Here is a 26,641-nt window from a genome sequence, read left to right as displayed (position 1 = left end):
TTAATTAGCCCATGTCTACCACAGCCGTTAACACGCCAATGCGTGAATATCGTGGCCGCTTTGCGCCATCCCCTTCAGGGCCATTACATTTTGGCTCACTTATAGCGGCTGTGGGTAGCTTCCTTGATGCAAAAGCAAATCAAGGAAAATGGTTAGTACGCATTGAAGATATCGACACAACGCGTGTTGTAAGCGGTGCTAGCGACGATATATTACATACCTTAGAGGCTTACGGTCTTTACTGGGACGAGCCTGTCATATACCAAACCCAGCGTCATGAGCAATACCAAGCCATTGTTGACGAGTTAATTTCGCAAAACCTTGTTTATGCATGTCATTGCACGCGCAAAGAAATTAAAGCAATCGGTGGAATATACCAAGGCCACTGCCGGTATAAAAACCACGCTTTAACTGATTCAGCGCTACGTTTAACCCAGCAATTTGCAACCAGTCACTACCATGATTTAATTCAAGGTGAAGTGTATGTTGATAGCCAACTTGCCAAAGAAGATTACTTAATAAAGCGCAGCGATGGTTTATTTGCTTACCAACTTGTCGTAGTCGCCGATGATATTGCACAAGGTATTACAAGAGTCGTTCGCGGCGCTGATTTACTCGAGCCGACTGCACGACAACTCAGTTTGTTTAAGCAGCTAAATAAACCGGCCCCAGAATACGCCCACCTTCCTTTAGCGGTAGCTAAACCTGGTTTTAAGCTATCAAAGCAAAATTACGCCCCCGCAATAGCAAAATCAAATCCAAAGCCCGCGTTGTTCGATGCCTTGCGTTTTTTAGGTTTAAAGCCAGAAAGTTCACTATTATCGTTAAGTATCGAACAGATGTTAGCTTGGGCTGTTGAAACTTACCGCCTTGAACACATACCAAAGGTGCAAGAAATACAAGTTAGCGAGGATCCTAACTCTCCTTTTTGTAACTTTGTTACTATTGAAAAATAAATTGCCAATTTTAAAGGCCGAGTAACTTAATTTTTCAGCCCTGCTGGTATATGATAGCGACCCAAAGTGTGCGAATCATCAACACCTTAATTTAGCGCCATTTAATACACACTGATTACACGTCAATCTCACATCGGCGAAGTATCAAACAAACGCTATACTTGATGAGTCGCAAAGTCCGCGTCGTAGGAGACAGATTATTATTTCTAAGCTTTTTCAATTTTGTCGGCAGATTATTGGCCCAAATGCCACGACATCAAGTGATGCTTTGCCAACGAGCGAGTTACCTTTGGTGATCGAACGCAGTGAACATGGTATTTCACGCAAACAATTTAGCCCAAATGCAATCAAAGTATTGTACCGCCTTAAAGAAGGTGGTTTTGATGCCTACCTTGTAGGTGGTTGTATTCGAGATATATTGTTAGGCCAACAACCAAAAGACTTCGACGTTGTAACAAACGCAACCCCTGAGCAAATCAAAAAGCTATTTCGTAACTGTCGTCTAATTGGTCGTCGTTTTCGTTTAGCCCATATCGTGTTTGGTCGAGAAATTATTGAAGTGGCGACCATGCGCGGCCATCACGAAGCCGAAGAAAGCAAAAATCAAATTAGCCAATCAAGCGAGCACGGCCAACTCCTGCGCGACAATGTCTATGGCAGCATCGAAGAAGATGCCGAGCGCCGCGACTTTTCGATTAATGCACTTTACTACTCAATTGACGATTTTTGTATTTATGACTATGCCAATGGCATTAGCGCGATAAAAGCAAAACAAATTGAGCTGATTGGCGACCCAGAAACGCGTTACCGTGAAGACCCTGTGCGCATGTTACGCGCAGTGCGTTTTGCCACCAAACTAGGAATGAGCATTGCACCTGGCACCGAAAAGCCAATTAAAGGCCTTGCTAATTTACTCGACCATATTCCGCCAGCTCGTTTGTTTGAAGAATCACTCAAGTTGTTCTTAAACGGCAAAGCAGAAGAAAACTACTTAATGCTACGCCAGTATGGTTTATTCAAAGCATTATTCCCTGCGCTTGATAAGATCTTAGATGCCAACCCTGAAGGCTTTGAACATACATTTATCCTGCAAATGTTTAAAAACACCGATAAACGTATTAATGCTGATAAAAAAGTCACTCCAGCCTTTATTTTTGCAGCCCTTTTGTGGTTCCCATTACTGAGCATTGCTAAAAAGTTACAACAACGCGATCAACTTTCAGAGTACGATGCATTTGCACAAGCGATGAACAAAGTACTGAGTGAAAACGCACAACATGTAGCAGTACCAAAACGCTTCACACTGGGTGCACGCGATATTTGGCATATTCAGCAACGTCTTGATAAACGAGGTGGTCAACGTGCTTATAGGCTGACTCAACAGCCTCGCTTCAAGGCAGCCTATGATTTCTTACTTTTGCGTGTGCAAGCTGGCGAAGAGCAGCAAAAAGAGCTTGCTGATTGGTGGACAACCTACCTAAGCCAAGACATCAACGGCCAAAAAGAGATGGTTAAAAATTTAGGACACCAAGGTGGCCCTAAGCGCCGTCGTCGCCCACGCAAGAAAAAAGTAGACTAAGTATGCATACCGTTTATTTAGGTTTAGGTGCCAATTTAAACGCGCCACGTAAACAAATTCATGCTGCTGTCGCTGCCCTAAAAGCATTAGAAGATGTTGAGTTTGTTTGTGTATCCCATGATTACGCAAGCAAACCCATGGGGCCACAAGATCAACCCGATTATGTAAATGCGGTCGCATGTGTTAAAACTGCACTTATGCCAGAGCAGTTGCTTGATTTAACGCAAGCCATTGAGCTTGAGCATGGCCGTGTTAGAAAAGAACAGCGCTGGGGTCCGCGTACCCTTGATATAGATATTTTATTGTTCGGTAATGACGTAATAGACACCCCTCGCTTAACCGTGCCTCATTATGGCCTAACAGAGCGAGAGTTTGTTGTTTACCCCTTGTTGGAAATTGCACCAACGCTTGTACTACCGAATAATCAATCACTTGCTGATATAACAAAAACGTTGCCTTTAAACGATTTACAACAACTCCCTCAGCAGTAATCAACCAAGGCTAAGCCTTAGAGGAAATTATGTCTAAAATCACCGTTTCAACCTTGAATAAAATGAAACAAGAACAACAAAAAATCACCGCATTAACAGCTTACGATGCCAGTTTTTCTAAATTGTTTCATGATAATGGCGTCGAGGTGATTTTAGTTGGTGACTCTTTAGGTATGGTATTGCAAGGTGCTGATGACACATTAGCAGTAACCAACACAGAGATTGCTTATCATACACGTTGTGTACGAGCAGGTAGCCGCGAATTATTTGTAATTGCTGACTTACCCTTTATGACCTATGCCAACCCAACTGATGCCTGTAAAAATGCTGCAGAGCTGATGCGTGCTGGGGCAAACATGATCAAGCTTGAAGGTGGCGAATGGCTGCACGACAGCATTCGTGCGATGACTCAACAAGGTATTCCAGTATGTGGCCACCTAGGCTTAACACCTCAGTCAGTGCATGTATTTGGCGGTTTTAAAATTCAAGGTCGCGAGCAATCTCAAGCCGATAAAATGGTTAGCGATGCGAAAGCACTTGAGGCGGCAGGTGCGCAGTTACTTGTTTTAGAATGTATTCCAAGTGAACTTGCTAAACGTATTACTGATGAGCTGAACATTCCTACCATTGGTATTGGTGCAGGTAATCAAACTGATGGGCAAATCTTAGTTATGCACGACTTAGTTGGTATTTCAGCAGGCTATATTCCTAAGTTTTCAAAGAATTTCTTATTAGAAACCGGCAATATGCCAGCAGCAGTGCAAAAGTATTGTGAAGATGTAAAAAGTGGTGCTTTCCCAAGTACCGAACACGAGTTTAAATAAATGCAATCAATCACTGAAATCAAATCGTTACGCAGCCAAATCAAAGCTTGGCGTCAAGCAGGCCTGAGCATTGCACTAGTGCCTACTATGGGCAATTTACACCAAGGTCACTTTTCACTGGTTGAAAAAGCCAAAACCTTGGCTGATAAAGTGGTTGTGAGTATCTTTGTGAACCCAATGCAGTTTGGGGCTAACGAAGATCTTGATAGCTACCCACGTACACTTAACGAAGATAAACAAGGTTTAGCTGAACTCGGTACTGATATCGTGTTTACACCATCCGTTGAAACGATTTACCCAAATGGTTTAGGCGAGCAAAGCTTTGTCGATGTGCCGGGTGTTTCTATGGGTTACTGTGGCGGCTCGCGCCCTGGTCACTTCAAAGGCGTCGCAACCGTTGTCACTAAGTTATTTAATTTAGTACAGCCTGATTTTGCCTGTTTTGGCGAAAAAGACTTTCAGCAGCTGCAAGTGATTAAAACCATGACACGCGATTTATCTATCCCTGTAGAGATAATTGGCGTACCTACTTGCCGTGAAATCTCTGGGTTAGCAATGAGCTCTCGTAATGGCTATTTATCTGATGAGCAAAAAGACACTGCAAAAGTACTGTTTGCCACGTTAAATAATACAGCAACAGCACTGAAGCAAGGCAATGCAGACATTGCTACACTTGAGGCTGATGCAAAAGCACAGCTTGAAAGTGCAGGCCTTAAACCTGACTATTATGCGGTAGCAGAGCGCTCAACATTAAAGCCTGCAACAACGGCTGATAAACAACTTGTTATTTTAGCTGCTGCTTATTTGGGCTCAGTACGTTTAATTGACAATTTACAAGTTGAGCTGGATTAAATAGCAATAATCTGGGTAAGATGGATTGCAAAGAAAAGACATAAACTAGGGATAAGCATGAAAAAACTACCTGCAATTGCAGCAACATTATTTGCTATGACATTACTGTCTGCTTGCTCAAATAAAATTGAAAACCCAGAAATGCAACAATGCGCTCAACAAAACTACCAATGCGAGGCAAGCTGTGAACAACAAAGCACTGCTGATGGCTTAGTTCATAAGGTGTGTAGTAACAAGTGCATTGAAGCTTATAATCAATGTAAAGCTAATGCCGAAAAATTAGGTGAAGTTAAATAATACTTACTTTTAGCTCGCTTATTAGGGCACTGAAACCTGTTCGGTGCCTGCACTTCTCTTCTCGATTACAATTTCATTTCCATAATTAAGCCTCTGGTAATTTTGTTCATATTTTTGTTTACCCTTTAATCTATTCATATTAGGGCAAGCTTTCGTTCATTAAACTTCTCTATATTGGTGACGAATAAACAACTGCAACCATGTAATTGTTTCTCACTAATTTCAAAATTTTACTCTTCGCATTTAACTGCACCAACTCAAAGTCATTGAGATTATTAGTTTTTATTTTGGGTTCAGTAATTGCTAAGGGATATGAATGAATTAACGTGATTTACGGCTAAAGGAAAATTGAATGAGACCAGAAACTCGAACCAAGCTCTTCAGTGCTGCTAAAAAGAAGACCTTATTGGGCGTATTATTAGCCATGAGCGCAGGTCATACATACGCAATTGAAGAACAAGAGCAATCAAACGTAACTAAAACAGAACAAACAGCCGTTAAAGTTCAAGCAGCCGAAAATGAAAAACTGGCCTCAAAGGAAAAGGCTGCTGTTGAGCTTAAGCCTGAGATGATCACTATTCCGCAAGAAAAGCTATTTGATGTTATCACTGCGCGTGCTAAAAAACTCGCTTCAGAGCCTTATGTAGCCCCGAAAGATCTTGAACTTGAGGCGCTCACAAGCATCAATTACCAAGACTACCGTGCAATCCGTTTTCGTACTGAGCAAGCGATTTGGAAAGATCAAAGCCTTTATGAAGTGCAGTTGTTCCACCCAGGCTTTTTATATCGTTCACCGGTTGCAATTAATACTCTTGAACAAAACGCTGAAGTAAAAAGTTTACCTTTTAAAACAGATTACTATCGTTATGATGCAACTGCTGCCCCGTTAGAGCAAGAGATCAGTACCGCGATTGCCAATACACAACTTGGCCATGCAGGTTTTCGTTTGCATTTTCCACTGAACAACAACCAGTACAAAGATGAAGTGGCTGTGTTCCAAGGTGCTTCATATTTTCGTTTAGTTGGTCCGCACCAAGTATATGGTCTGTCAGCCCGTGGACTTGCGGTGGATACTGCTCTTAGTTCAGGTGAAGAATTCCCTGTATTCAAAGAGTTCTGGTTAGTAAAACCAGCACCCGAAGATACCACTATCGTGCTCTACGCATTATTAGATAGCCCATCTGTGTCGGGCGCCTATCGTTTTGAATTAACACCTTCGACCAACACTGAAGTGAAAACTCAAATGCAAATTTTCGCCCGCAAAGACATCAAAAAGCTTGGTATTGCCCCGCTAACAAGTATGTTCTACCACGGTGAAAACAGTACAAAGTTCTTCGACGACTACCGCCCTGAAGTACATGACTCTGACGGCCTTCTAATGCAATCAGAACAAGGTCAATGGGTTTGGCGCGCACTCAATAACCCGAAGAAGCTAAGTGTCACTTCGTTTAGCTACGAGAACCCGAAAGGCTTTGGTCTTGCACAGCGAGACCGTGACTTTAATAACTACCTTGATACCGAAGCACATTATCACAACCGTCCGAGTATGTGGATTGAGCCAGAAGGTAATTGGGGTAAAGGGCGCGTTGAGTTAGTAGAGATCCCAACAGATACAGAAACCAACGACAATATTGTTAGCTACTGGGTGCCAGAGCAGCCAATGAAAGCCGGTGACAACTTAAGCTTTAGTTACAAGCTTTCGACTTTCAATGCCACGCTTGCAACTCAAGATAAAGCGAGTGTGTTAAGAACTCGAATTGGTAGTGCAGCATTACCTGGTGAAGACAATCCACCACCAAAAAGCCACCGCCAATTTACCGTTGATTTTAGTGGCGAAACCATTAATCAACTATCAGCTAATTTTGCCATGCAAGCGGATCTTACACTCTCTGCTGGGCAAATAAGCGATAAAACGGTACAGCAGTTACCAAACAATCAAGGATGGCGCGTAGCCTTTAAAGTGGCGCCAGAGGGAGATAAGCCAGTTGATATGCGCTTATCGTTAAAACTACGTGATAAAGAAATCAGCGAGGTATGGAGCTATGTCTGGTATCCAAACGACGTCCAATAGTAAAGCGTTAGAAGCAACAGCAATGCCATTTAAGAAAACCCGCGCTTGGCTTTTTTCGAGCCTAGCGCTCAGCATTACCGCCTATGGCGTGTGGATCATGTTCGATATTTTAAATTCTAACGGCATGACACCGCTTGAGTACGCTTTACTGGCATTATTTACAGTTACCTTCGCGTGGATTGTTACAGCCTTTTGTAGTGGCTGTATGGGCTTTATTTTGCAATTATTTCGTATTGACCCGTTGACCTTAAAACGTCAAAAGCCAATCGAGATTAATCAGCATGCCTTGAGCCAAACGAAAACAGCCATTGTTATGCCTATCTACAACGAAGATACAGAGCGTGTAATTGCCGGTTTTGAGGTTAGCCTTCGCTCGCTGGCCAAAACAGGACAAATGCCACATTACGATTTTTACTTACTTAGTGATACGCAAGACCCTGAAATCGCACGTAATGAACTAAAAGCATGGAATGCTCTCACTAAGCGTTTAGGTGATTTAGCTGCGCATACTTTTTATCGTCGCCGTGAAGACAACAAACACCGTAAAGTAGGTAACTTAACTGATTTTTGTGAACGTTGGGGCAGCCAATACGATCATATGATTGTGCTTGATGCCGATAGCATTATGACGGGTCAATGTATGCTTGAGCTGACTTCTAGCATGATCAGCAATCCAAAATCAGGTTTGATCCAGACGATCCCTATTCCGGTTCGCCAAGACACGTTTTTTGGTCGCTTTTTACAGTTTGCATCAATTTTATATAGCCCAATGTTGGCAACTGGTTCTGCTTTTTGGCAAACAAACCAAGCAAACTACTGGGGTCACAATGCAATTATTCGCGTTGAAGCATTTACAAAATGCTGCGGCCTGCCAGTTTTAAAAGGCAATGCCCCATTTGGCGGTGAAATCTTAAGTCATGACTTTGTTGAAGCCTCACTGCTACACCGTAGTGGTTGGGATGTGTTACTGCTGAGTGATGTTGAAGGTAGCTACGAAGAAGTGCCAAGTAACATTCTCGATTACGCAATTCGAGATAGACGATGGGTGCAAGGAAATATCCAGCATTTAGGTTTATTGCCTAAATCTGGCCTTAAGCTAATGAGTAAAATGCACTTTTTATTTGGTGCCACAGCGTATATTTCATCGTTAATTTGGTTATCTATGCTGGCATTAAGTACCTTAGATGCAGTGACTCGTGCTCTTAATAGCGACGTATACTTTAACCATGCTTATCAGCTTTTCCCAACCTGGCAAATTGCCAAAACGGATCTAATTGATTCGTTGTTATTCATTACTGCCTTATTACTGTTACTACCTAAATTAATGGGTATTATTGTGACTTTAGTACACCGTAATAAAGCCTTTGGTGGCACGATGAAGCTAATTGCAGGTTCACTCATCGAAACGGTTTTTGCCATTGTGATTGCGCCGCTAATGATGGTGTTTCATAGCTATTTTGTCGTGTGCGTATTTTTAGGCAAAAAAGTTAGCTGGGATGCACAGCCTCGTGAAGGTAGAATGGTACCGTGGAAGGAAGCGATTGGTTATACGTTATTTTCGACTATTACCGCGATTATTTGGGGCTCGGTTGCTTACTATTACACACCGACCTTCTTTTGGTGGTTATCACCTATTTTAGTGGGCCTTATTTTAGCAGCGCCAATTGTACGTTACTCAAGCAGCATCGGCTTAGGTGTGAAAATGCGTAAAATGGGCTTATTCTTATGTCCAAGTGAAGTTGAAAACGATGATACCTTAGCGGCACTTCGTGTACATCAACAAGAAATTGGTTTACCTAAGGATGAGCACGCTGACTTTAGTGTACCTGCACTACCTAATGAATATCCAACGGTAATGCCAATTCAAAGCTTTAAGGCTCCCTCGGGTAAAAAGCGTAAGCAAGTACGCCTTGCTCAGCAACGCATTAAGGCAAAATTATTTGCTAAAAGCTAAACGAAAAAAAACCGCTCACTGAGCGGTTTTTTCGTCTATGTCTGTATGGTTGTTACAGAAGGCCTAGCTTTTTAAGTTCAGCCATTGCCATTTTACCTGAAAGTGGCACATAACCATCTTTCTCAACAATTTTTTGACCGTCTACAGAAAGAACCATTTTTAAGAACTCTGCATCGATTGGTGAAAGCGGCTTGTTAGGGTGCTTGTTCACGTAAACGTATAAGAAACGAGATAGTGGGTATTTACCTGTTGCTACGTTTTCTAATGTTGCATCAACAAAGTTGTCACCTTTCTTAGAAAGTGGAACCGTACGTACACCTGATGTTTTATAACCGATACCTGAGTAACCAATCGCGTTCACTGAAGAAGAGATTGACTGTACTACAGATGCAGAACCAGGTTGTTCGTTTACGTTGTTACGGAAGTCACCTTTACAAAGTGCTTTCTTCTTGAAGTAACCGTAAGTACCCGATACTGAGTTACGACCGTAAAGCTGGATATCTTTTGCTGCCCAATCGCCCTCAAGACCTACTTCGCTCCAACGATTAACCTGTGCATCAGCACCACATTTACGTGTTGAAGAGAAAATCGCATCAACTTGGTCAATACGTAAACCTTTGATTGGGTTATCTTTGTGTACGAATACAGCAAGAGCATCGATTGCAACGCGTACTTCAGTTGGCTTGTAGCCGTAACGCTTTTCGAATGCTTCAATTTCTTTTGACTTCATACGACGGCTCATTGGGCCGAAGTTTGCTGTCCCTTCAGTTAATGCTGGAGGAGCAGTTGAAGAACCCGCTGCTTGGATTTGAATGTTTACGTTTGGATAGAAGCGCTTGTACTCTTCTGCCCAGAACGTCATCATGTTTGCAAGCGTGTCAGAACCTACAGATGAGAAGTTACCAGAGATACCACTTACTTTAGTGTACTCAGGCATATCTTTATCAACTGCAGCTGCTTGTGCTGATACAAATGTTGTTACAGCCACACCCATTGCGGCAACGAGATTTTTGAATTTCATAGGGGTTACTCCGATTTGTTCGTCCCATTTCCTAACTGCGGTCTACTCTAATGACACTAGATGACAGTTAGATTACCCTTAAATGACATTTTTATGACTTTGCAGTTTTCTTAATATTATCTGTTAAACGCACGACTTTTTCGCTACCAAATGCAAACGCAAAGGTCGAGCCTTGGCCTAATTTACTGCTGATATCTAAACGACTGTCATGCCTTGTAAGTACATGTTTTGTAATCGCTAAACCTAATCCAGACCCACCTGTAGTGCGGCTACGAGCCTTATCAACACGATAAAAACGTTCCGTTAAACGGTTAATATGTTCAGCAGCAATACCATCACCATTATCGGTCACACTAAACGCGGCTTGGTTATTTTTAAGCTGCCAATCAACCACAATCTTGCCACCGGGCTTGGTGTAATGAATGGCGTTAAACACAAGGTTAGAAAAGGCACTTCGTAATTCATCTTCGGCCCCTTTAATGTCTAAGCTCGCATCAACATTAAAGATAAGCTCATGGCCTTTGTCTTGGTTTAATGACTGTGCTTCGGTTTGAATATAGGTAAGTAACTGCGGCACATTAACCGGCTTATCGTTATCTTGACGACGTGCCCCTTCAATACGCGACAACGACAATAATTGATTAACCAGACTGTCCATGCGCTTACATTGTTCAAGCATGGTAGTTTGCGCTTTTTGCCACATTGCAGGAGGTGGTAAGCTATCTGAATCAAGCATTTCTAAGTAACCGGTTACCACTGTAAGTGGTGTTCTCAGCTCATGAGAAACATTGGCCACAAAATCTTTACGCATCTGCTCAAGTTGCTTTAAGCGAGTAACATCACGCACCACCATCATCAACTGTGAACTTGCATAGGGCATAACACGAAACTCTAAGGTTTGATCGTAGCTGTGGCCACCATCAAGCTCGAGCGGTTCATCGAAACAGGCTTTATTCATGTACTTTGCAAACTTAGGATCGCGAATAAGATTATCTAAGCGTTGCCCATGATCGGTAGGCCACTGTAACCCTAAAACCTTTAGAGCCAATTGGTTACACCAAATGATGCTGAGATCTTTTTGTAAAACCACTACCGCATCAGGCACAGCCTCGGCGCCATCACGAAAGCGGCGTATTAAGTCTGCAAGTTCATTACGTTTTTTACGGTTTCGATGTTGTAAGTGATAGATCCCTTCAAAGACTTGCTCCCACGCTCCCTCCCCTTCGGGTGGGTTGAAACTACGTTGATTAAGAAGCCAATCGCTGAGGCGATATAATTGATGATAATGCCAAATTAGCAGTGCAAAAGAGCCTAAAAATAAAAGCAAAAAAGGCGCACCTACAAGTACGCCAACTAATAACAAGGGTAAGAAATACATAAACAGGCGTTTTGCTAACGCCTGTTTATTCACTACTCGATACATACACTCACTTTACCTTAAGTATGTAAATTAGCTTGTTAAGGTCATTGCTATGACACTTATAATTTACTTGAAAAACGATAGCCTGCACCGCGAACGGTTTGTACTAAACGGTCATGCCCTAATGGTGCAATCGCTTTACGTAGACGACGAATATGTACATCAACTGTACGGTCTTCTACATATACATTTGTTCCCCATACATGATCAAGTAATTGTTCACGGCTGTAAACACGTTCTGGATGTGTCATGAAGAAATGGAGTAATCTAAATTCAGTAGGACCCATATCTAATTCACTCCCTTCTGATGTTACACGGTGTGAGATTGGATCAAGGCGTAAACCATGAACTTCAATGGCTTCTTCTAATGAGGTTGGTGAAACACGGCGAATAACCGCTTTAATGCGCGCCATTAATTCTTTAGGAGAAAATGGTTTTGTTACGTAATCATCAGCACCTACTTCAAGACCGCGTACTTTGTCTTCTTCTTCACCGCGAGCTGTTAGCATGATGATAGGAATTTGACGAGTGTATTCGTTTTGCTTAAATTTTTTCGCAATTTGAATACCGCTACCACCTGGTAACATCCAATCTAATAAAACCATATCTGGGTATGGTTCTACCATAGCTTCAATTGCAGAGTCATAATCTTCTGCTTCAATTGCTTGAAAACCATTTTGCTCTAGAACAAAAACCAGCATCTCTCTGATAGGCGCTTCGTCATCGACGACTAGTACTTTACGTGACATTCCAATTTATCTCTTTCGTTAGCGAACTGGTTTCATTATTATGACTAAGTATGACATTTTTATGAAAGTCTAACGAGTAATTCAAAAAGCGCAAAAAAATCAATGCAAAAATAGCCATTTTTTACGCTTTAATAGTAAATTTCGGATTGAAAGTCATACCTTAAAGTGACTGCCAAGTGATCTTCATCAGCATTATTATCTAGTGAAAACTGCGTATACCACATGTACATACGTGCTTGTTTTGACAGGCTTCGTTCAACGCCAACAGAGGTACCACTCCCCGAATCTTTTAACTTACCGAAGTTACCATCAGTATCTTGGTATTGCGCCAATAACTTATATTTATCTATTTTGTAGGATGCACTTACCAAAAAGCCATCTTCTTTATCAGAACCAGCTATTTTTTCGCTTTGTTGATACATACCACCTAAGGTTAAATCACCTAATTTACCTTGCGCCGTAAACCGTGTTGTATCATAACCGGCTACTTTACTGTCGTGGGCAACACTGACAAAGTAAGGCGCTTTTTTAAATTTACTATCACCATACATAAAGGCCGCAGAAACGCCGGTTTCTTCATCTTGTTTAGAATTATCTTCAGCAATATAGGTGACCACAAATTGCATATTGCCGACAATTGGCGAGCTATAATGAACCACATCACCAAGGCGATTTTCGCCATTAAATAAGGCTTTAACATCACCATTAAAGTCGTTCATTAAATCAATTTTACCCTGCGATACTTTTAACGCTGTATCATGTCGACCAAGTACTACCTGCCCATAACTGCCTTGAAGACCAACATATTGGTTACGAGCGGTAATATTCTCTTCTGTTTTACCATCGCTATCTTGATCAGCCGCATTTACTGCAAATTCAAACTTATATACAGCTTTTAATCCATCACTTATTTCACCACTGCCTTTAATACCCATACGTGAACTGTAGCTCTCAATAGACGTTTCGCTGCCATCGCCAGTGTCGCTATTAGCAACCCCTAAATGGGCCCGACCATACACATCTACAGCTTCGGCAGCACTATGAAAAGAAATAAAGCACATTGCAAAGCTCGACAACATCATGGCAGGTTTGTTCATGGTAGCGATCCTTAATTTAAGCAGTAACTTAAAAATCGAACATAAAGGGCTTTTGGTCAAGGCAAGGTGGCTATATTTCACACAAAAATCACGGATCACTGATCTACTAACTCTATCAGATCAAGATCAGGTTTTTACTAAGTTGATCAGCCCGAGATCAGTATTTTACTTAGAGAGTAAGATAACTTGTTGATTTAATGTTAAGACACTCAGCATTTCGTTTAAAAGCTGAGCAAAGAAAAGCCGATGATCAGTGCGTAACTAGTAAAATAATGATCCGTGAAAGCGAAGGTTAGTAAAACACTGATCCTGAAAAACACGAGTAAGTAAATCGCTGATCCGTCTTGATCAAGGCAATAAAAAACCGGCATGCAAGCCGGCTTTTTCGATTTATTATCAATTACTTGATTTGTGGATCAAGTTCACCCGATAAGTATTTAAGGTGCATATCATCTAAAGAGATAGGCTTGATCTTACCAGCTTGACCTGCCGCACCAAAGGCTTCGTAGCGAGCAACACAGATCTCAGTCATTGCTTTCGTTGCTTCAGCTAAGTATTTACGTGGATCGAAGTTAGCTGGGTTTAAAGCTAAGTGGCGACGAATTGCACCTGTAGATGCTAAACGAAGATCGGTATCGATATTTACTTTACGAACACCGTATTTAATACCTTCGATGATTTGCTCTACTGGCACACCATAGGTTTCAGGGATTTCACCACCGTATTGGTTGATCACTTCTAACCACTCTTGTGGCACTGAAGACGAACCATGCATTACCAAGTGCGTGTTAGGAATTCGCGAGTGGATCTCTTTGATGCGATCAATCGCTAAGATATCGTCTGTTGGTGGACGCGTGAATTTGTACGCACCATGTGATGTACCACAAGCAATAGCAAGTGCATCAACTTTAGTTTTACGAACGAAATCAGCGGCTTCTTCAGGATCTGTTAGCATTTGATCAGTAGATAATTTACCTTCTGCACCCACGCCGTCCTCTTCACCTGCTTCACCTGTTTCAAGTGAACCTAAAACACCTAACTCGCCTTCTACAGACACACCACAAGCATGTGCCATTTCAACAGTTTGACGAGTAACATCAACATTGTATTCATAACTTGAAGGAGTTTTACCATCAGACATTAATGAGCCATCCATCATAACTGATGAAAAGCCTAACTGGATTGAACGCTGACATACACCTGGTGAAGTACCGTGGTCTTGGTGCATTACGACTGGAATATGTGGCCATTCTTCAACGGCAGCTAAAATCATATGACGAATAAAAGGGGCACCAGCATAGGCACGTGCGCCTGCTGAACCTTGTACAATTACCGGGCTGTTTGTTTTGTCAGCCGCTTCCATAATTGCGCGCATTTGCTCTTGGTTATTAACGTTAAAAGCAGGTACGCCGTAACCATTTTCAGCTGCATGATCAAGAAGTTGTCGCATACTGATTAAAGCCATTTGGTATTCTCCAAATTGTATCGACAGTAGTTTCCTACTATCTAGTTTGAACGGATAAGTTATTTTTTGATGCATCACTGCATCACGAAAAGCTCGCGCCTACCGTAACAGCTGTAAATAAAACGAGGGTGAGAGGTATTTTATTAACAGCTAAACCAGCGTAATTACCTAATAACTACGCTGGCATACGCACTAATTACTTAGCACGTTCTTCAAGCATAGCAACTGCTGGTAATTTTTTCCCTTCTAAAAATTCAAGGAAAGCACCACCACCGGTTGAAATGTAAGAAACTTTATCGGCAATGCCGTATTTATCAATCGCTGCAAGCGTATCACCGCCACCAGCAATCGAGAATGCACTTGAGTTAGCAATCGCATCAGCAATAGCACGTGTGCCGTTGCCAAATTGGTCAAATTCAAATACACCTACTGGACCATTCCATACAACGGTGCCTGCATTAGCAATGATTTTTGCTAATTGGTTTGCTGTATCAGGACCAATATCGAAGATCATGTCTTCGTCTGTTACTTCATTCACATCTTTTAGTGTTGCCACTGCAGATTCTGAGAACTCATTACCTACAACAACATCAGTTGGTACCGGGATTTCACCGTTATTAGCTTTTGCTGCCGCACTTAATTTATTTGCTTCATCAGTTAAATCAGCTTCAAATAAAGACTTACCTACTGAGTGACCTGCTGCTGCGATGAAGGTATTAGCGATACCACCACCTGTTACAAGTTGGTCAACCACTTTAGAAAGTGAATCAAGTACAGTTAACTTAGTCGATACTTTAGAGCCACCAACGATAGCAACTAAAGGACGAGCTGGGTTATCAAGCGCTTTACCTAGTGCGTCTAACTCTGCCGCAAGTAGTGGACCTGCACATGCAACATCAGCAAATAAACCCACACCGTGAGTCGATGCTTGTGCACGGTGAGCCGTACCAAATGCGTCCATTACGTAAACATCACATAATGCAGCTAGTTTTTTAGACAATGCTTCGTCGTTTTTCTTTTCGCCAGCGTTAAAACGCACGTTTTCGAAAACAACCACTTCGTTATCAGCAACGTCTACGCCTTCTAGGTAGTCTTTTTCAAGACGAACTGTTTGCTCAAGGGCATCATTTAAATAATTAACCACAGGGGCAAGTGAAAACGCTTCATCATATTCCCCTTCCGTAGGGCGGCCAAGGTGTGACATCACCATTACTTTAGCGCCTTTTTCTAACGCTAATTTGATAGTTGGTAATGCTGCACGAATACGCGCATCAGAGGTCACTTTACCTTCTTTTACAGGCACATTTAAATCTTCACGAATTAACACGCGTTTGCCGTTTAAATCTAAATCTGCCATTTTAATGACCGACATGGACTTCTCCTTAGTTAACGATACTAATATTATATTTATAAATTATTGGCTTACAGCCATCATCGCACGCGCAGTGTCGAGCATACGATTCGCAAAGCCCCACTCATTATCGCACCACACTAACAACTTTATCAGTCGTTTATGACTAACACGTGTCTGAGTGCCATCTATGATACAAGAATGTGGGTCATGATTAAAATCTACCGATACCAATGGCTCTTCAGTGTAACTTAAAATACCGTCAAGGCGGTCTTTTGCAGCTAACTTAAGTGCTTGATTGACAGTCGCTAAATTCACATCAGTATTCACTGTTACACTTAAATCCATCGCCGTCACGTTGATAGTGGGTACCCTAACAGCAATGGCTTCAAAGCGACTATGAAACTTAGGCAATATACGCTCAATACCACGAGCAAGCTTTGTATCTACCGGAATAATAGATTGGCTTGCAGCACGAGTGCGGCGTAAATCATGATGATACGCATCAATCACTTGCTGATCATGCATCGAGGCATGAATCGTTGTAATAGCCCCAGATTCAATCGAAAATGCGTCATCCAGCACTTTAATCACTGGCACAATACAGTTTGTGGTACATGAACCGTTTGAAACAATCGTATGTTCAGCTTTTAGCTCATCATCATTAATACCATACACAATTGTGGCATCGACATCAGCATCTGCAGGCTGCGAAAACAATACTTTTTTTGCACCAGCAGCTAAGTGTAGTTCTGCATGTTCACGAGAGTGATACACCCCAGTACATTCAAGAACCACATCAACATCAAGCGTTTGCCATGGCAGTTCTGCAGGGTTTTCTTCTGCAAATAAGGCTATAGAGTCGTTAGCAACCGTTAAAGTATCTTCGCCAAGATTAACTGGAAATGAAAAGCGGCCATGAGATGTATCGTATTTAAGGAGATGGGCAATGCCCTTAGGGTCGGCTAATTCGTTAATAGCGACAATTTTGATTTGATCTTCAAGCCCAGACTCATACAGAGCACGGACGATGTTGCGCCCGATTCGACCAAAACCATTAATTGCAAGTTTGATTGCCATGAAGAAGAAAATCCACTCTATTTGCTTGCAGATAAAGGCAGCTGCCTTTTAGATGGCGGTATTGTAATCGACCTTTGAAGTTTTTATAAGAGGGCAAGGTAAATAAAACTACTTTAACAACCCTAGATGGCTCAATTTTGGTAATCGACCTGAAGAGTTTTTATAAGAGGTCAGGTGAAATAAAAGTTGCTTAGTATGTTTTAGATGGCGCAGTTTTGGTAATCGACCTTACACATTATTATAAGAGGTCAGGTGAAATAAAAGTTGCTTAGCATGTTTTAGATGGCTCAATTTTGGTAATCGACCTTTGAAGTTTTTATAAGAGGTCAGCCAAAATAAAAATTGCTTAGCATGTTTTAGATGGCGCAGTTTTGGTAATCGACCTTAGACATTTTTATAAGAGGGCAAGGTAAATAAAGCTACTTTAACAACCCTAGATGGCTCAATTTTGGTAATCGACCTTAGACATTTTTATAAGAGGGTAAGGTAAATAAAACTGCGTTAGCAACCTCAATCTTACTTTTTTCCTTTATAGCCAGCGACGAACAGATTTTTGGTATTGCTGGTATGCTGACCCAAACTTCTCAGCCATAAACGTTTCTTCTGGCATAATTTGAAATCGATTCATATAGAGAATAAATACTGGCAGCATTATAAAACTCGCAATATTACCAAGATAAATTCCCCAACCAACTAGCATTAATAACATACCAACATACATTGGGTTACGGCTAAAATGATAAACACCACTTGTAACAAGGCTCGCCGACTTTTCTGGAATTCGAGGGTCAACAGTCGTACCTTGCTTACGAAATTGATAAACACCTAATAAAGCAAACACCACACCTAAAAATGCAATGAGTAGTGCTACAAAAGATGATACGAAAAACGAGAAGCTAAAACTCGTAAACAACTCTGCTATGCCCCACATCATCAACGCAATGATCAGCAGTAGCGCGACTGGAGGAATTTTTAATTCTAACTGATTCACACAAGCTCCCCTACTTTCAATGCCTTACCACGACTGATTTGATGACACTGGGCTAAGAATAACTCGGCCGTTGCCATGGCATCAGTCAGGGCATGGTGCGAGCTGTAATGCGGTAAGTTGTAGCGTTTACGGCATTCGCTAAGTGTTAAATCATCGTGGCCAATTTCGTGGCCTTGCTGGTGCAGGCGTTTTTTTTCAATAACAAAGGTATCAAGAATTAAACGCGCTTTTGCATCTAAGCCAAGCGTTCTGCAGGCCTGTTTTAAAAACCCCCAATCAAGTGCCGCGTTATGAAACACTAAAATGCACTCACCAAAATGCTGATGCAGCTTGCCAAGAATGCTTTCGAGGCTTTCACCTGTATCTATATCTTGTTTTGCAATACCGTGATAAATCGGACTTTGCTCTAAGCTTTGCACGTCTTTATTTATTAAGTGCTGCGCACCGCTGAGTTTAATGCATTGATCTTCTATCATCACCCACGCCACCGAAACAATTTCGTGCTGGCGAGGATCTAGGCCCGTTAATTCCATGTCTATCACTATGTAGCGTTCTTTATAGGCATCGGCTGCCAAGAGTTGCTTGCGCGCTAAATACCGACTTAACCAGCGTTTAACCATACCCTCTCCTATAAACTACCGCGAGCAAATTTAAATGCGGCGGCTTGCTGTGCCTGTTTAACCAAATAAAATGCTTCTTTTAATTGATGTCGCTCTAATGAATTCAACGCATTTGGGTTAATACAGTTGCTTGGCAATCCCTCTTCGTTAATTTGTGTGCCTAAACGCAGCTGGGTTAAAAAGCGCCAACAGTCTTTTAGGTTATATAAGTCATCTTTATTGAGTAGCGAAAATTTCATTAATGCATCAATACGCTCTTGCGTATTAGCGCGCTGAATACCCGCTTTGAGGGAATATAAACGCACTATGTCGTTGATGATCACCACACCGCGTTTTTTTAAGTCGAGGTACTTATGCTGCTTTTCGTCTTTCTCTAATTTAAATTGATTAAACAAACCAATGGGCACTGGCGTATTTTTAATGTCGCTCGCCATAGCCGCATAGAATAAGTCATTTTTAGAAATGCGTTTTAGCTGCTCACAAAAGCGCGCATATAAGGTAGTGGAACCTTCAATAAAACGTAGGTCAAAAAATATCTTACAATTGAGCATCGCCTCTGGTGTAGGTGAGGTGATCCACTTATGAAACTTTTCTGTCCAAGCATTAATGCCCATACGGCACTGTGCATTGCTCGCCATAATATTGCCAGGGCAACGTTTTATACCGCACTCAATTAAATGCTCACAGACATACTCGCCCATGCGCTTAAAGTAATCGTGTTGTTCTTCTGTTAAATCATCAGGTAGCAACAGGCCATTATCTTGGTCAGAATGCAGTGTTTGTTCTTCTCGTGCTTGTGAACCAAAACAAATAAAACTAAAGCTGGTTGGTGCCGCACCATTATCTTCTTGGAACAAACGAATTAACCGCGAAGTCAACGCATCGGTTAAGCCACTTAATAATTTACCAATCAAGGAGATGTCATCAATATTGTTTGAAAAACCTTTTAATAAACCGGGTATCTCTTGCGAATAACGCTTTAAATCAACCACGCTGTGCGCTTTGTAAATTCGTCCAATTAATTGTACTGGGTCGCTTTTTTGCTGACGCAGTAAATCAGTACTGGTGAGCATACCAAGCGGTTTGTGATGTTCATCAAGCACAGGTAAATGGTGAATATTGTGCTTAAGCATTAAGTGTAGCGCCGAAAACACGCGGTTATTTTCAAAAATAAACTTGGGCTTACACGTCATGATGCTACTTACTGACTCTTGTGGGTCAACCTCATCGGCTAATACGCGGTTGCGTAAATCTCGGTCGGTCACGACTCCTACAAGACGCTCATGTTCAGTCAACATAATTGATGAAACACCCTGTTGTTTCATTTTTTTAGCGGCTTGACGAATACTTGCATCTGGCGCCAAGGTGACGGCTTTGCGATTCATCAACTCGCAAATTTTTTTCTCCGACCAACTGTCGTTTTGACTTTTATAATGAGACGACAATAAACGGTTTTTATGGGCACGAACAAAGTATTGCTCAAACACCTTATACTCACGGCGTAAGTAATCAAATGCCGCTTGGTTCAGCATGTAAACAATGCCTTCCTTTTGCACTGAAATACTATTTTGAATTGCTTCGCCAGTTAACAATGAAGGAAAACCAAAGTAATCGCCACTTGATAACTTAGTGATCACATCGCCTTTTGGGTCAACTAAATCATAATCGCCAGAGCGAATTAAAAATAATCTTAGATTATCCGAACTTAACCACTGATTTTGATTCTCACGGGTCAAATAAATAATATCGAGATGGTTTACAAAATACTCACTGGCAGCGCCATCAAGCTGATTAAATGGCGTTTGCTGCATCACAAATTGGGCGACTTCCTGTTGCTCGGTATTCATGGTCATTCTCGCTATAAAATAGAGACAATATCTACACTACCCCTGTTTGAAATAAATAAAAAGCCCGACTTAAGTCGGGCTTTTAAACGTCAAGAGTGTGTTCTTATAAAATGGTTTTATTAGTGCGCGTGTGCTGCGCTCGAACCTTTAGGGTTACGGATACCTTCAACCATTTCTTGGATTTCAACTGGTGTTTCAGCCGTTAGTTTAAGTACGATAGCTGCAACTACAAAGTTAACAATCATACCAATAAGACCGATACCTTCAGGTGAAATACCAAATAACCAGTTTGCCGGTGTATTCAACTCAGGGCTTACGAACTTGAAGTAGATAATATAAGCCGCTGTGAATGTAATACCTGTCACCATACCCGCAATCGCACCTTCTTTATTCATCTTCTTAGAGAAGATACCCATAATGATGGCTGGGAAGAAGCTCGCCGCTGCTAAGCCGAAGGCGAAGGCAACAACCGAGGCCACGAACCCTGGCGGGTTAATACCAAAGTAAGCTGAAATCACAATCGCTATCATCGCAGCTAAGCGCGCTGCAAGTAGCTCTTGTTTGTCACTTATATCTGGTTTTAAGGTGCGTTTTAATAAGTCATGCGATACCGAGGTCGAGATCACCAATAGTAAGCCTGCTGTTGTTGATAGCGCTGCTGCGATACCACCTGCTGCGACTAATGCAATCACCCATGCTGGTAAGTCTGCAATCTCAGGGTTTGCAAGTACCATGATGTCGCGGTCAACTTTAACTTCGTTTGCGCTATTTGGATCATCAATCTTACCTGCTGAGTAGAACATTTTGCCGTCACCATTTTTATCATTAAAGGTGATTAGGCCTGTTCTTTCCCAGTTTTTAACCCAAGCTGGTGCTTCTGCGTACTCGGTACCGCTACCGTCTTTACCGTTAATTGTATCAATCATGTTTACACGAGCGAATGACGCTACAGCAGGTGCTGTTGTATAAACGACTGCAATGAAAACAAGTGTCCATGCAGCTGAGATACGCGTGTCTTTAACACGTGGAACAGTGAAGAAACGAACGATTACGTGCGGTAAACCTGCAGTACCAACCATTAACGCGCCTGTAATTGCGAATACATCAATCATGCTCTTCGAGCCTTCGGTGTACTGCGCAAAGCCAAGCTCGGTACTCAGCCCATCTAGTTTATCAAGTACAAACTGTCCTGAGCCATCGCTAAGGGTTGCACCGAAACCGGTTTGTGGGAAGAAGTGACCTGTCATCATCATTGAAATGAAGATTGCTGGAACAAGGTAAGCAAATACTAGTACACAGTACTGAGCTACTTGCGTATATGTAATCCCCTTCATACCGCCTAATACAGCGTAGAAGAATACAATCACCATACCAATGTAAACACCGGTCTCAATATCTACTTCTAAGAAGCGAGAGAAAACCACACCTACACCACGCATTTGACCTGCGATATATGTGAAACAGATAAAAATAGCACATAAAATTGCAACAACACGTGCAGCTTGTGAGTAATAACGGTCACCGATGAAATCAGGTACCGTGAACTTACCAAACTTACGTAGGTAAGGAGCTAAACAAAGTGCAAGTAGTACATAACCACCTGTCCAACCCATTAGATATACACCACCGTCATAACCCGCAAACGAGATAATACCCGCCATTGAGATAAACGATGCCGCACTCATCCAGTCAGCAGCGGTTGCCATACCATTTGCTAGCGGCGGTACACCGCCCCCTGCAACATAGAATTCATTTGTTGACCCAGCACGAGCCCAGATTGCGATGCCGATATAAAGCGCGAAGCTTAAACCGACGATAATAAACGTGAGTGTTTGAACATCCATTGCTTAGCTCCTATTCGTCTACGCCGTATTTTTTATCTAACGTATTCATTTTGAAAACGTAAACAAAAATCAAAGCAACAAAGGTGTAAATAGCGCCTTGCTGGGAGAACCAGAAGCCGAGTTTAAACCCAAAGAAACGTATCTCGTTAAGTACGTCTACCAGTAAAATGCCGAAGCCAAATGACACGACAAACCAAATTGCTAATAATTTAAATAGCAGTGCGAGGTTTTCCGCCCAATAAGCTTTTGCTTGTTCTTCATCTTTAAAAGCCATTTTTATCCCCTTATGCATTACAAAAAAGTAATGAGTGGTATTAGTTGTCATTAACTAAGTTAGCAAGGGTTCTGATTTATGGAATTGAGACCATAGTCGTAACAGTTAGTTTACGTTTACGTAAACTGCAAAACACCGTTTGTTAACGAATGGTAAAAAACAATATTTAACAACAACTTAACCTATAAAGATAAATTTGCGAAATAGCGAAAATAGTAAAAACGAATGATCTGCGACATTAGTCTAATAACAGCGCATAAAACAGTACTATCTTTTAAATATCAATAACTTGCTTTTTATTAATTTTTATTGCAAAAAATCTAGCCATCGAAATCGCGCATAATTCTGGTAAGGTAGTGTTATTACAATAATTACTGAATTTAAACATGACAGCTGCGCTTTTATTTGTTGCACTCGCCTATATTGGCGTGTTGTTTTGGTTGGCAAATTGGGGAGACAAAACCACTCCTCTTGCAAAAAGAATTAGTCACCACCCATTTGTCTATTCTTTTTCACTAGGGATTTACTGTACGTCTTGGACCTACTATGGTTCGGTTGGTACAGCAGCCACCAGCAGTTGGAACTACTTACCTATTTTAATTGGCCCTGCGCTGCTATTTTTCTTCGGCCAAGGGTTTTTACGTAAATTAGTACTGGTCAGTAAAAAGCAAAATATCACGACCATCGCCGACTTTATTTCTGCTCGCTATGGTAAACGGCAAACCACCGCGATTATGGTAACGATTATCGCTTTATTAGCGACTATTCCGTATATCGCACTGCAATTAAAAGCACTAAGTAGCAGCTTCTTACTGCTGCAAAACGACGATCGTATTTCGGGATCTATGCTGGCCCTTTCAGCAACACTTATCATGGCAATGTTTGCGATATTCTTTGGTACTCGTAAGGTGGATGTAACCGAATATCGCTCGGGGCTGATGCTGGCTGTTGCCTTTGAATCTATGATTAAATTACTGGCTTTAGTGGCCGTTGCTGGGCTTGCTTTATACACATTATTTAATTTAACTACGGTGCAAACCGAGCAACTAAAGGGCTCTATTTGGCAGCACTGGCATAACTTCGACTTTTTTAGCTTTAACTTTATCGGTCAGTCATTAATGGCAGCTGCGGCGATTATCTGTTTACCAAGGCAGTTCCATGTAACTGTGGTCGATAACCAAGATAAACGCCATCTTTATACAGCCCGCTGGGCATTCCCCCTGTATTTGTTACTGACTGCGGCAATGATTTTCCCTATTGCAACAGCAGCTATACACCCAGGCATTGGTAGTGGCTTCTCTCCAGATAGCTTTGTATTAGCCCTACCGCTGATGCACGAAAACGCCTTTTTAACGACCTTTGTATTTATCGGGGGTCTATCAGCGGCTACAGCGATGATTGTTGTAGCCACACTCACGCTCAGCACTATGATCTCAAACGATGTGGTATTGCCGCTAATGCTGCGTCGTAAGTTTAAACGTAATCTCATCACCAGCAGCTATAAGTCGCAAATTCTATTAGTAAGACGCTTCACGATTGCCGGCATTTTGATTTTGTCGTATTTCTACCAACAATGGTTTGGTCATGGTAAAGCATTGGCTAGTATGGGTTTAGTGGCCTTTTCTTTGGTATCGCAATTACTGCCTGCTATTGTGGGTGGTCTATATTGGCGAAAAGGCCATGCTTATGGGGTTTATGCGGGATTATTAGCAGGCTTCATTTGCTGGGTTTTATTCTTAATGCTACCTATTTTAGATGCAGGCAATACCTTAAACGCAGAGCTACAACAAACACTCATTACTCGTGGCACCCTCATTGCTTTATTTGCCAATATTGGCTGTTACATTAGTTTTTCGCTCGGTGCAGATGAGCGTTTAATTGATAAAATTCAGGCAGCTGCCTTTGTTAATCCTAAAGATCAAGCTGTGTTTGCTAGACGCTTGAATAAAAATGTGAAAGCCACCGTCTACGACTTTAAGGTTCTGCTACAAACCTTCTTGGGCGTACAGCGCTCGCAACAAGTTTTAGCCCATTACTCCTTAACTCATAACTTAGATAATAATAACGCACACCCAGAACCTGAGTTTATTGCCTATTGTGAACGCGCCTTAACTGGTGTGCTTGGTGCCTCTTCAGCACAGGCGCTGATCCACACAGTTGCCTCTGGTAAACGCATGGCCTTTGAAGAAGTCGTTAACTTTTTTGATGAAACCACACAAGCTCTGCAATTTAACCAAAACCTATTATTCACCTCACTTGAAAACCTCAGCCATGGTATTTCTGTTGTTGATAAAGAGCTTAATTTAGTGGCATGGAATAAGCGCTACGCAGAAATGTTTGACTACCCAGAAAACTTTTTAGAGGTTGGTCAACCCATAGAGGAAGTGATCCGCTACAATGCCGAGCGCGGCGAGTGTGGTCCAGGTGAAGTTGAGCGCCATGTAGAAAAGCGCGTGCAGCATCTTAAAAACGGCACGCCCCACCACTTTATTCGCCACCGCCGTAATGGCCAAGTGTTCGAAATGATTGGTAACCCACTGCCAGATGGTGGCTTTGTAACAAGTTTCTCTGATGTTACCACGCATATCGAAACGCAAAATGCGCTTGAAGAAGTAAACATGGACCTTGAAAACCGTATTGAAGCGCGTACTCAAGAAATCCGTACTATCAATAAAGATTTACAAGCACAAATCGACAGCCGAGTACAAACTGAGCAAGCACTTACTTTAGCTAAAAAAGAGGCAGAACAAGCTAATGACAGTAAGACGCGATTTTTAGCCTTAGCAAGCCACGATATCTTGCAACCGCTAAATGCGGCGCGTCTGTACCTTGCAGCCATTGATGATAAAACCCTTTCGAGCAACAACTTAAATAACTTTGAAAAGCTTGGCGCAAGTTTAGATTCAACGGTGCATTTGATGTCTGCGCTGTTAGAAATTGCCAAGCTCGAGCAAGGGGCAATGACGCCGACTCCGCGTCACTTTAGTATTGATGACATACTTGCCCCGCTTAAGAACGAATACGCCATTATGTCGAGCGAAAAAGGCTTAAAACTCACGGTGCGTTCAAAAGGAGTTATCGTTCACAGTGATATCACTTATTTACGACGAATTATTCAAAACTTGGTGTCAAATGCAGTTAAATACACTGATAGTGGCCGAGTTTTAATTGCTTGTCGCAAACGCAAACATCATTTACGTATTGAAGTATGGGACACAGGCCCCGGCATTACAGAAGTAGAGCAAGCGAAGATCTTTAATGACTTTTATCGTATTGAAGCGGGAGATAACAAAGGGGTTGGCCTTGGCTTAGGAGTTGTAAAACGAATGGCCGACTTACTCTCTTTACGATTAGATGTCAGTTCAAAGCCTGGCAAAGGTAGCCGCTTTAGTATTGAAGTACCTTATGGTGAAAGCCAATTTATTCAACAAAAAGAGGCACCTAAAAAAGGTGTTGAGAACCGCAGTGCAATGAATATTATTGCGGTGGATGATGACCCAGAAAACCTTAATGCCATGGCAAGCCTATTGCAAAAGTGGCAGGCCAATTACCAACTCTTTGATCAAGTTGAAACCGTGATGGCCTATGCCAAAGAGCACCGAGCGCCCGATGTGATCTTAATGGATTATCAGCTCGGTCATGATTGCGATGGCATCACGCTTATTAAAACCCTACGAGAAATTTGGCAAAGCCCAGTACCGGCGATTTTAATCACAGCGGTACGTGATGAAGCGCTAAAACAGCAAACCAAAGAAGAGCAAATTCATTACCTTAGTAAACCTGTTAAGCCCGCAAAACTCAAAGCACTGCTTAACCACAGTACTTAACAAAAGCGCTTAACTAACGTTTTTAACAACA

At 41.9% G+C, this 26,641-nt stretch carries 21 protein-coding genes; 9 read left to right on the top strand and 12 right to left on the bottom strand.

Annotated features, from left to right (window positions below; genetic code table 11):
• Positions 1 to 11: 11 nt before the first annotated feature.
• The 8 genes from gluQRS to mdoH all read left to right on the top strand — a co-directional run bounded on the left by gluQRS (position 12) and on the right by mdoH (position 9,024).
• On the top strand, positions 12 to 956 hold the full coding sequence (gluQRS, locus tag L1266_RS05895; protein WP_199530150.1) for a tRNA glutamyl-Q(34) synthetase GluQRS: 945 nt from the start codon (positions 12 to 14) through the stop codon (positions 954 to 956).
• Positions 957 to 1,248: 292 nt separating this feature from the next.
• Complete coding sequence (pcnB, locus tag L1266_RS05890) at positions 1,249 to 2,535, top strand: polynucleotide adenylyltransferase PcnB (protein WP_235377135.1); 1,287 nt, start codon at positions 1,249 to 1,251, stop codon at positions 2,533 to 2,535.
• A gap of 2 nt (positions 2,536 to 2,537) precedes the next feature.
• A complete protein-coding gene (gene folK / locus L1266_RS05885) occupies positions 2,538 to 3,026 on the top strand; it encodes a 2-amino-4-hydroxy-6-hydroxymethyldihydropteridine diphosphokinase (protein ID WP_054551177.1) in 489 nt (162 codons plus the stop codon).
• 29 nt (positions 3,027 to 3,055) lie between these two features.
• A complete protein-coding gene (panB, locus tag L1266_RS05880; RefSeq protein ID WP_235377076.1) occupies positions 3,056 to 3,850 on the top strand; it encodes a 3-methyl-2-oxobutanoate hydroxymethyltransferase in 795 nt (264 codons plus the stop codon).
• Positions 3,851 to 4,702, top strand: coding sequence for a pantoate--beta-alanine ligase (panC, locus tag L1266_RS05875; protein ID WP_054551175.1), 852 nt, complete (start codon positions 3,851 to 3,853; stop codon positions 4,700 to 4,702).
• Between the two features lie 96 nt (positions 4,703 to 4,798).
• Positions 4,799 to 4,999, top strand: coding sequence for a hypothetical protein (locus L1266_RS05870; RefSeq protein WP_370625252.1), 201 nt, complete (start codon positions 4,799 to 4,801; stop codon positions 4,997 to 4,999).
• 352 nt (positions 5,000 to 5,351) lie between these two features.
• The gene (locus L1266_RS05865) at positions 5,352 to 7,070 is read left to right on the top strand and encodes a glucan biosynthesis protein (RefSeq protein ID WP_235377075.1); all 1,719 of its coding nucleotides are present in this window, start codon (positions 5,352 to 5,354) and stop codon (positions 7,068 to 7,070) included.
• Positions 7,042 to 9,024 (top strand): glucans biosynthesis glucosyltransferase MdoH, encoded by a 1,983-nt coding sequence (gene mdoH / locus L1266_RS05860; RefSeq protein ID WP_235377074.1) that lies wholly within the window; start codon positions 7,042 to 7,044, stop codon positions 9,022 to 9,024. Before L1266_RS05865 ends, mdoH begins: the two co-directional genes overlap by 29 nt.
• Positions 9,025 to 9,076: 52 nt before the next feature.
• Here the strand turns inward: mdoH and L1266_RS05855 are convergent, their stop codons facing one another.
• The 12 genes from L1266_RS05855 to L1266_RS05800 all read right to left on the bottom strand — a co-directional run bounded on the left by L1266_RS05855 (position 9,077) and on the right by L1266_RS05800 (position 22,783).
• Positions 9,077 to 10,045, bottom strand: a complete 969-nt coding sequence (locus L1266_RS05855) for a PstS family phosphate ABC transporter substrate-binding protein (RefSeq protein WP_054551171.1) — start codon at positions 10,043 to 10,045, stop codon at positions 9,077 to 9,079.
• Between the two features lie 91 nt (positions 10,046 to 10,136).
• The gene (gene phoR / locus L1266_RS05850) at positions 10,137 to 11,468 is read right to left on the bottom strand and encodes a phosphate regulon sensor histidine kinase PhoR (protein WP_054551170.1); all 1,332 of its coding nucleotides are present in this window, start codon (positions 11,466 to 11,468) and stop codon (positions 10,137 to 10,139) included.
• Between the two features lie 56 nt (positions 11,469 to 11,524).
• Positions 11,525 to 12,214: a phosphate regulon transcriptional regulator PhoB gene (phoB, locus tag L1266_RS05845; RefSeq protein ID WP_054551169.1), complete on the bottom strand. Its 690-nt coding sequence runs from the start codon at positions 12,212 to 12,214 to the stop codon at positions 11,525 to 11,527.
• A gap of 128 nt (positions 12,215 to 12,342) precedes the next feature.
• Positions 12,343 to 13,311 (bottom strand): porin, encoded by a 969-nt coding sequence (locus L1266_RS05840; RefSeq protein ID WP_235377073.1) that lies wholly within the window; start codon positions 13,309 to 13,311, stop codon positions 12,343 to 12,345.
• A 400-nt stretch (positions 13,312 to 13,711) separates the two neighbouring features.
• The gene (fba, locus tag L1266_RS05835; protein ID WP_235377072.1) at positions 13,712 to 14,776 is read right to left on the bottom strand and encodes a class II fructose-bisphosphate aldolase; all 1,065 of its coding nucleotides are present in this window, start codon (positions 14,774 to 14,776) and stop codon (positions 13,712 to 13,714) included.
• 196 nt (positions 14,777 to 14,972) lie between these two features.
• Positions 14,973 to 16,148: a phosphoglycerate kinase gene (locus tag L1266_RS05830; protein ID WP_235377071.1), complete on the bottom strand. Its 1,176-nt coding sequence runs from the start codon at positions 16,146 to 16,148 to the stop codon at positions 14,973 to 14,975.
• Positions 16,149 to 16,190: 42 nt separating this feature from the next.
• A complete protein-coding gene (gene epd / locus L1266_RS05825; protein ID WP_054551164.1) occupies positions 16,191 to 17,207 on the bottom strand; it encodes an erythrose-4-phosphate dehydrogenase in 1,017 nt (338 codons plus the stop codon).
• Between the two features lie 529 nt (positions 17,208 to 17,736).
• A complete protein-coding gene (locus L1266_RS05820; protein ID WP_235377070.1) occupies positions 17,737 to 18,198 on the bottom strand; it encodes a methyltransferase family protein in 462 nt (153 codons plus the stop codon).
• The gene (locus L1266_RS05815) at positions 18,195 to 18,818 is read right to left on the bottom strand and encodes a 3'-5' exonuclease (protein WP_235377069.1); all 624 of its coding nucleotides are present in this window, start codon (positions 18,816 to 18,818) and stop codon (positions 18,195 to 18,197) included. Before L1266_RS05815 ends, L1266_RS05820 begins: the two co-directional genes overlap by 4 nt.
• 8 nt (positions 18,819 to 18,826) lie before the next feature.
• Positions 18,827 to 20,665, bottom strand: a complete 1,839-nt coding sequence (locus L1266_RS05810; protein ID WP_054551335.1) for a DUF294 nucleotidyltransferase-like domain-containing protein — start codon at positions 20,663 to 20,665, stop codon at positions 18,827 to 18,829.
• A 119-nt stretch (positions 20,666 to 20,784) separates the two neighbouring features.
• Positions 20,785 to 22,509 carry a sodium:solute symporter family protein gene (locus L1266_RS05805; RefSeq protein WP_054551161.1) on the bottom strand — a complete coding sequence of 575 codons (1,725 nt, stop codon included), beginning with the start codon at positions 22,507 to 22,509 and terminating at the stop codon, positions 20,785 to 20,787.
• A gap of 10 nt (positions 22,510 to 22,519) precedes the next feature.
• On the bottom strand, positions 22,520 to 22,783 hold the full coding sequence (locus L1266_RS05800) for a DUF4212 domain-containing protein (RefSeq protein WP_054551160.1): 264 nt from the start codon (positions 22,781 to 22,783) through the stop codon (positions 22,520 to 22,522).
• A 386-nt stretch (positions 22,784 to 23,169) separates the two neighbouring features.
• Here L1266_RS05800 and L1266_RS05795 point away from each other — a divergent pair, with 386 nt between their 5' ends.
• Positions 23,170 to 26,610: a PAS domain-containing hybrid sensor histidine kinase/response regulator gene (locus L1266_RS05795; RefSeq protein WP_199530159.1), complete on the top strand. Its 3,441-nt coding sequence runs from the start codon at positions 23,170 to 23,172 to the stop codon at positions 26,608 to 26,610.
• The last annotated feature ends 31 nt before the right edge of the window (positions 26,611 to 26,641 follow it).

Origin of the sequence: Pseudoalteromonas sp. Cn5-37 (assembly GCF_021532495.1) — a bacterium.
Lineage (GTDB): Bacteria > Pseudomonadota > Gammaproteobacteria > Enterobacterales > Alteromonadaceae > Pseudoalteromonas > Pseudoalteromonas simplex.
This window is presented reverse-complemented; position numbering and strand designations above follow the sequence as displayed.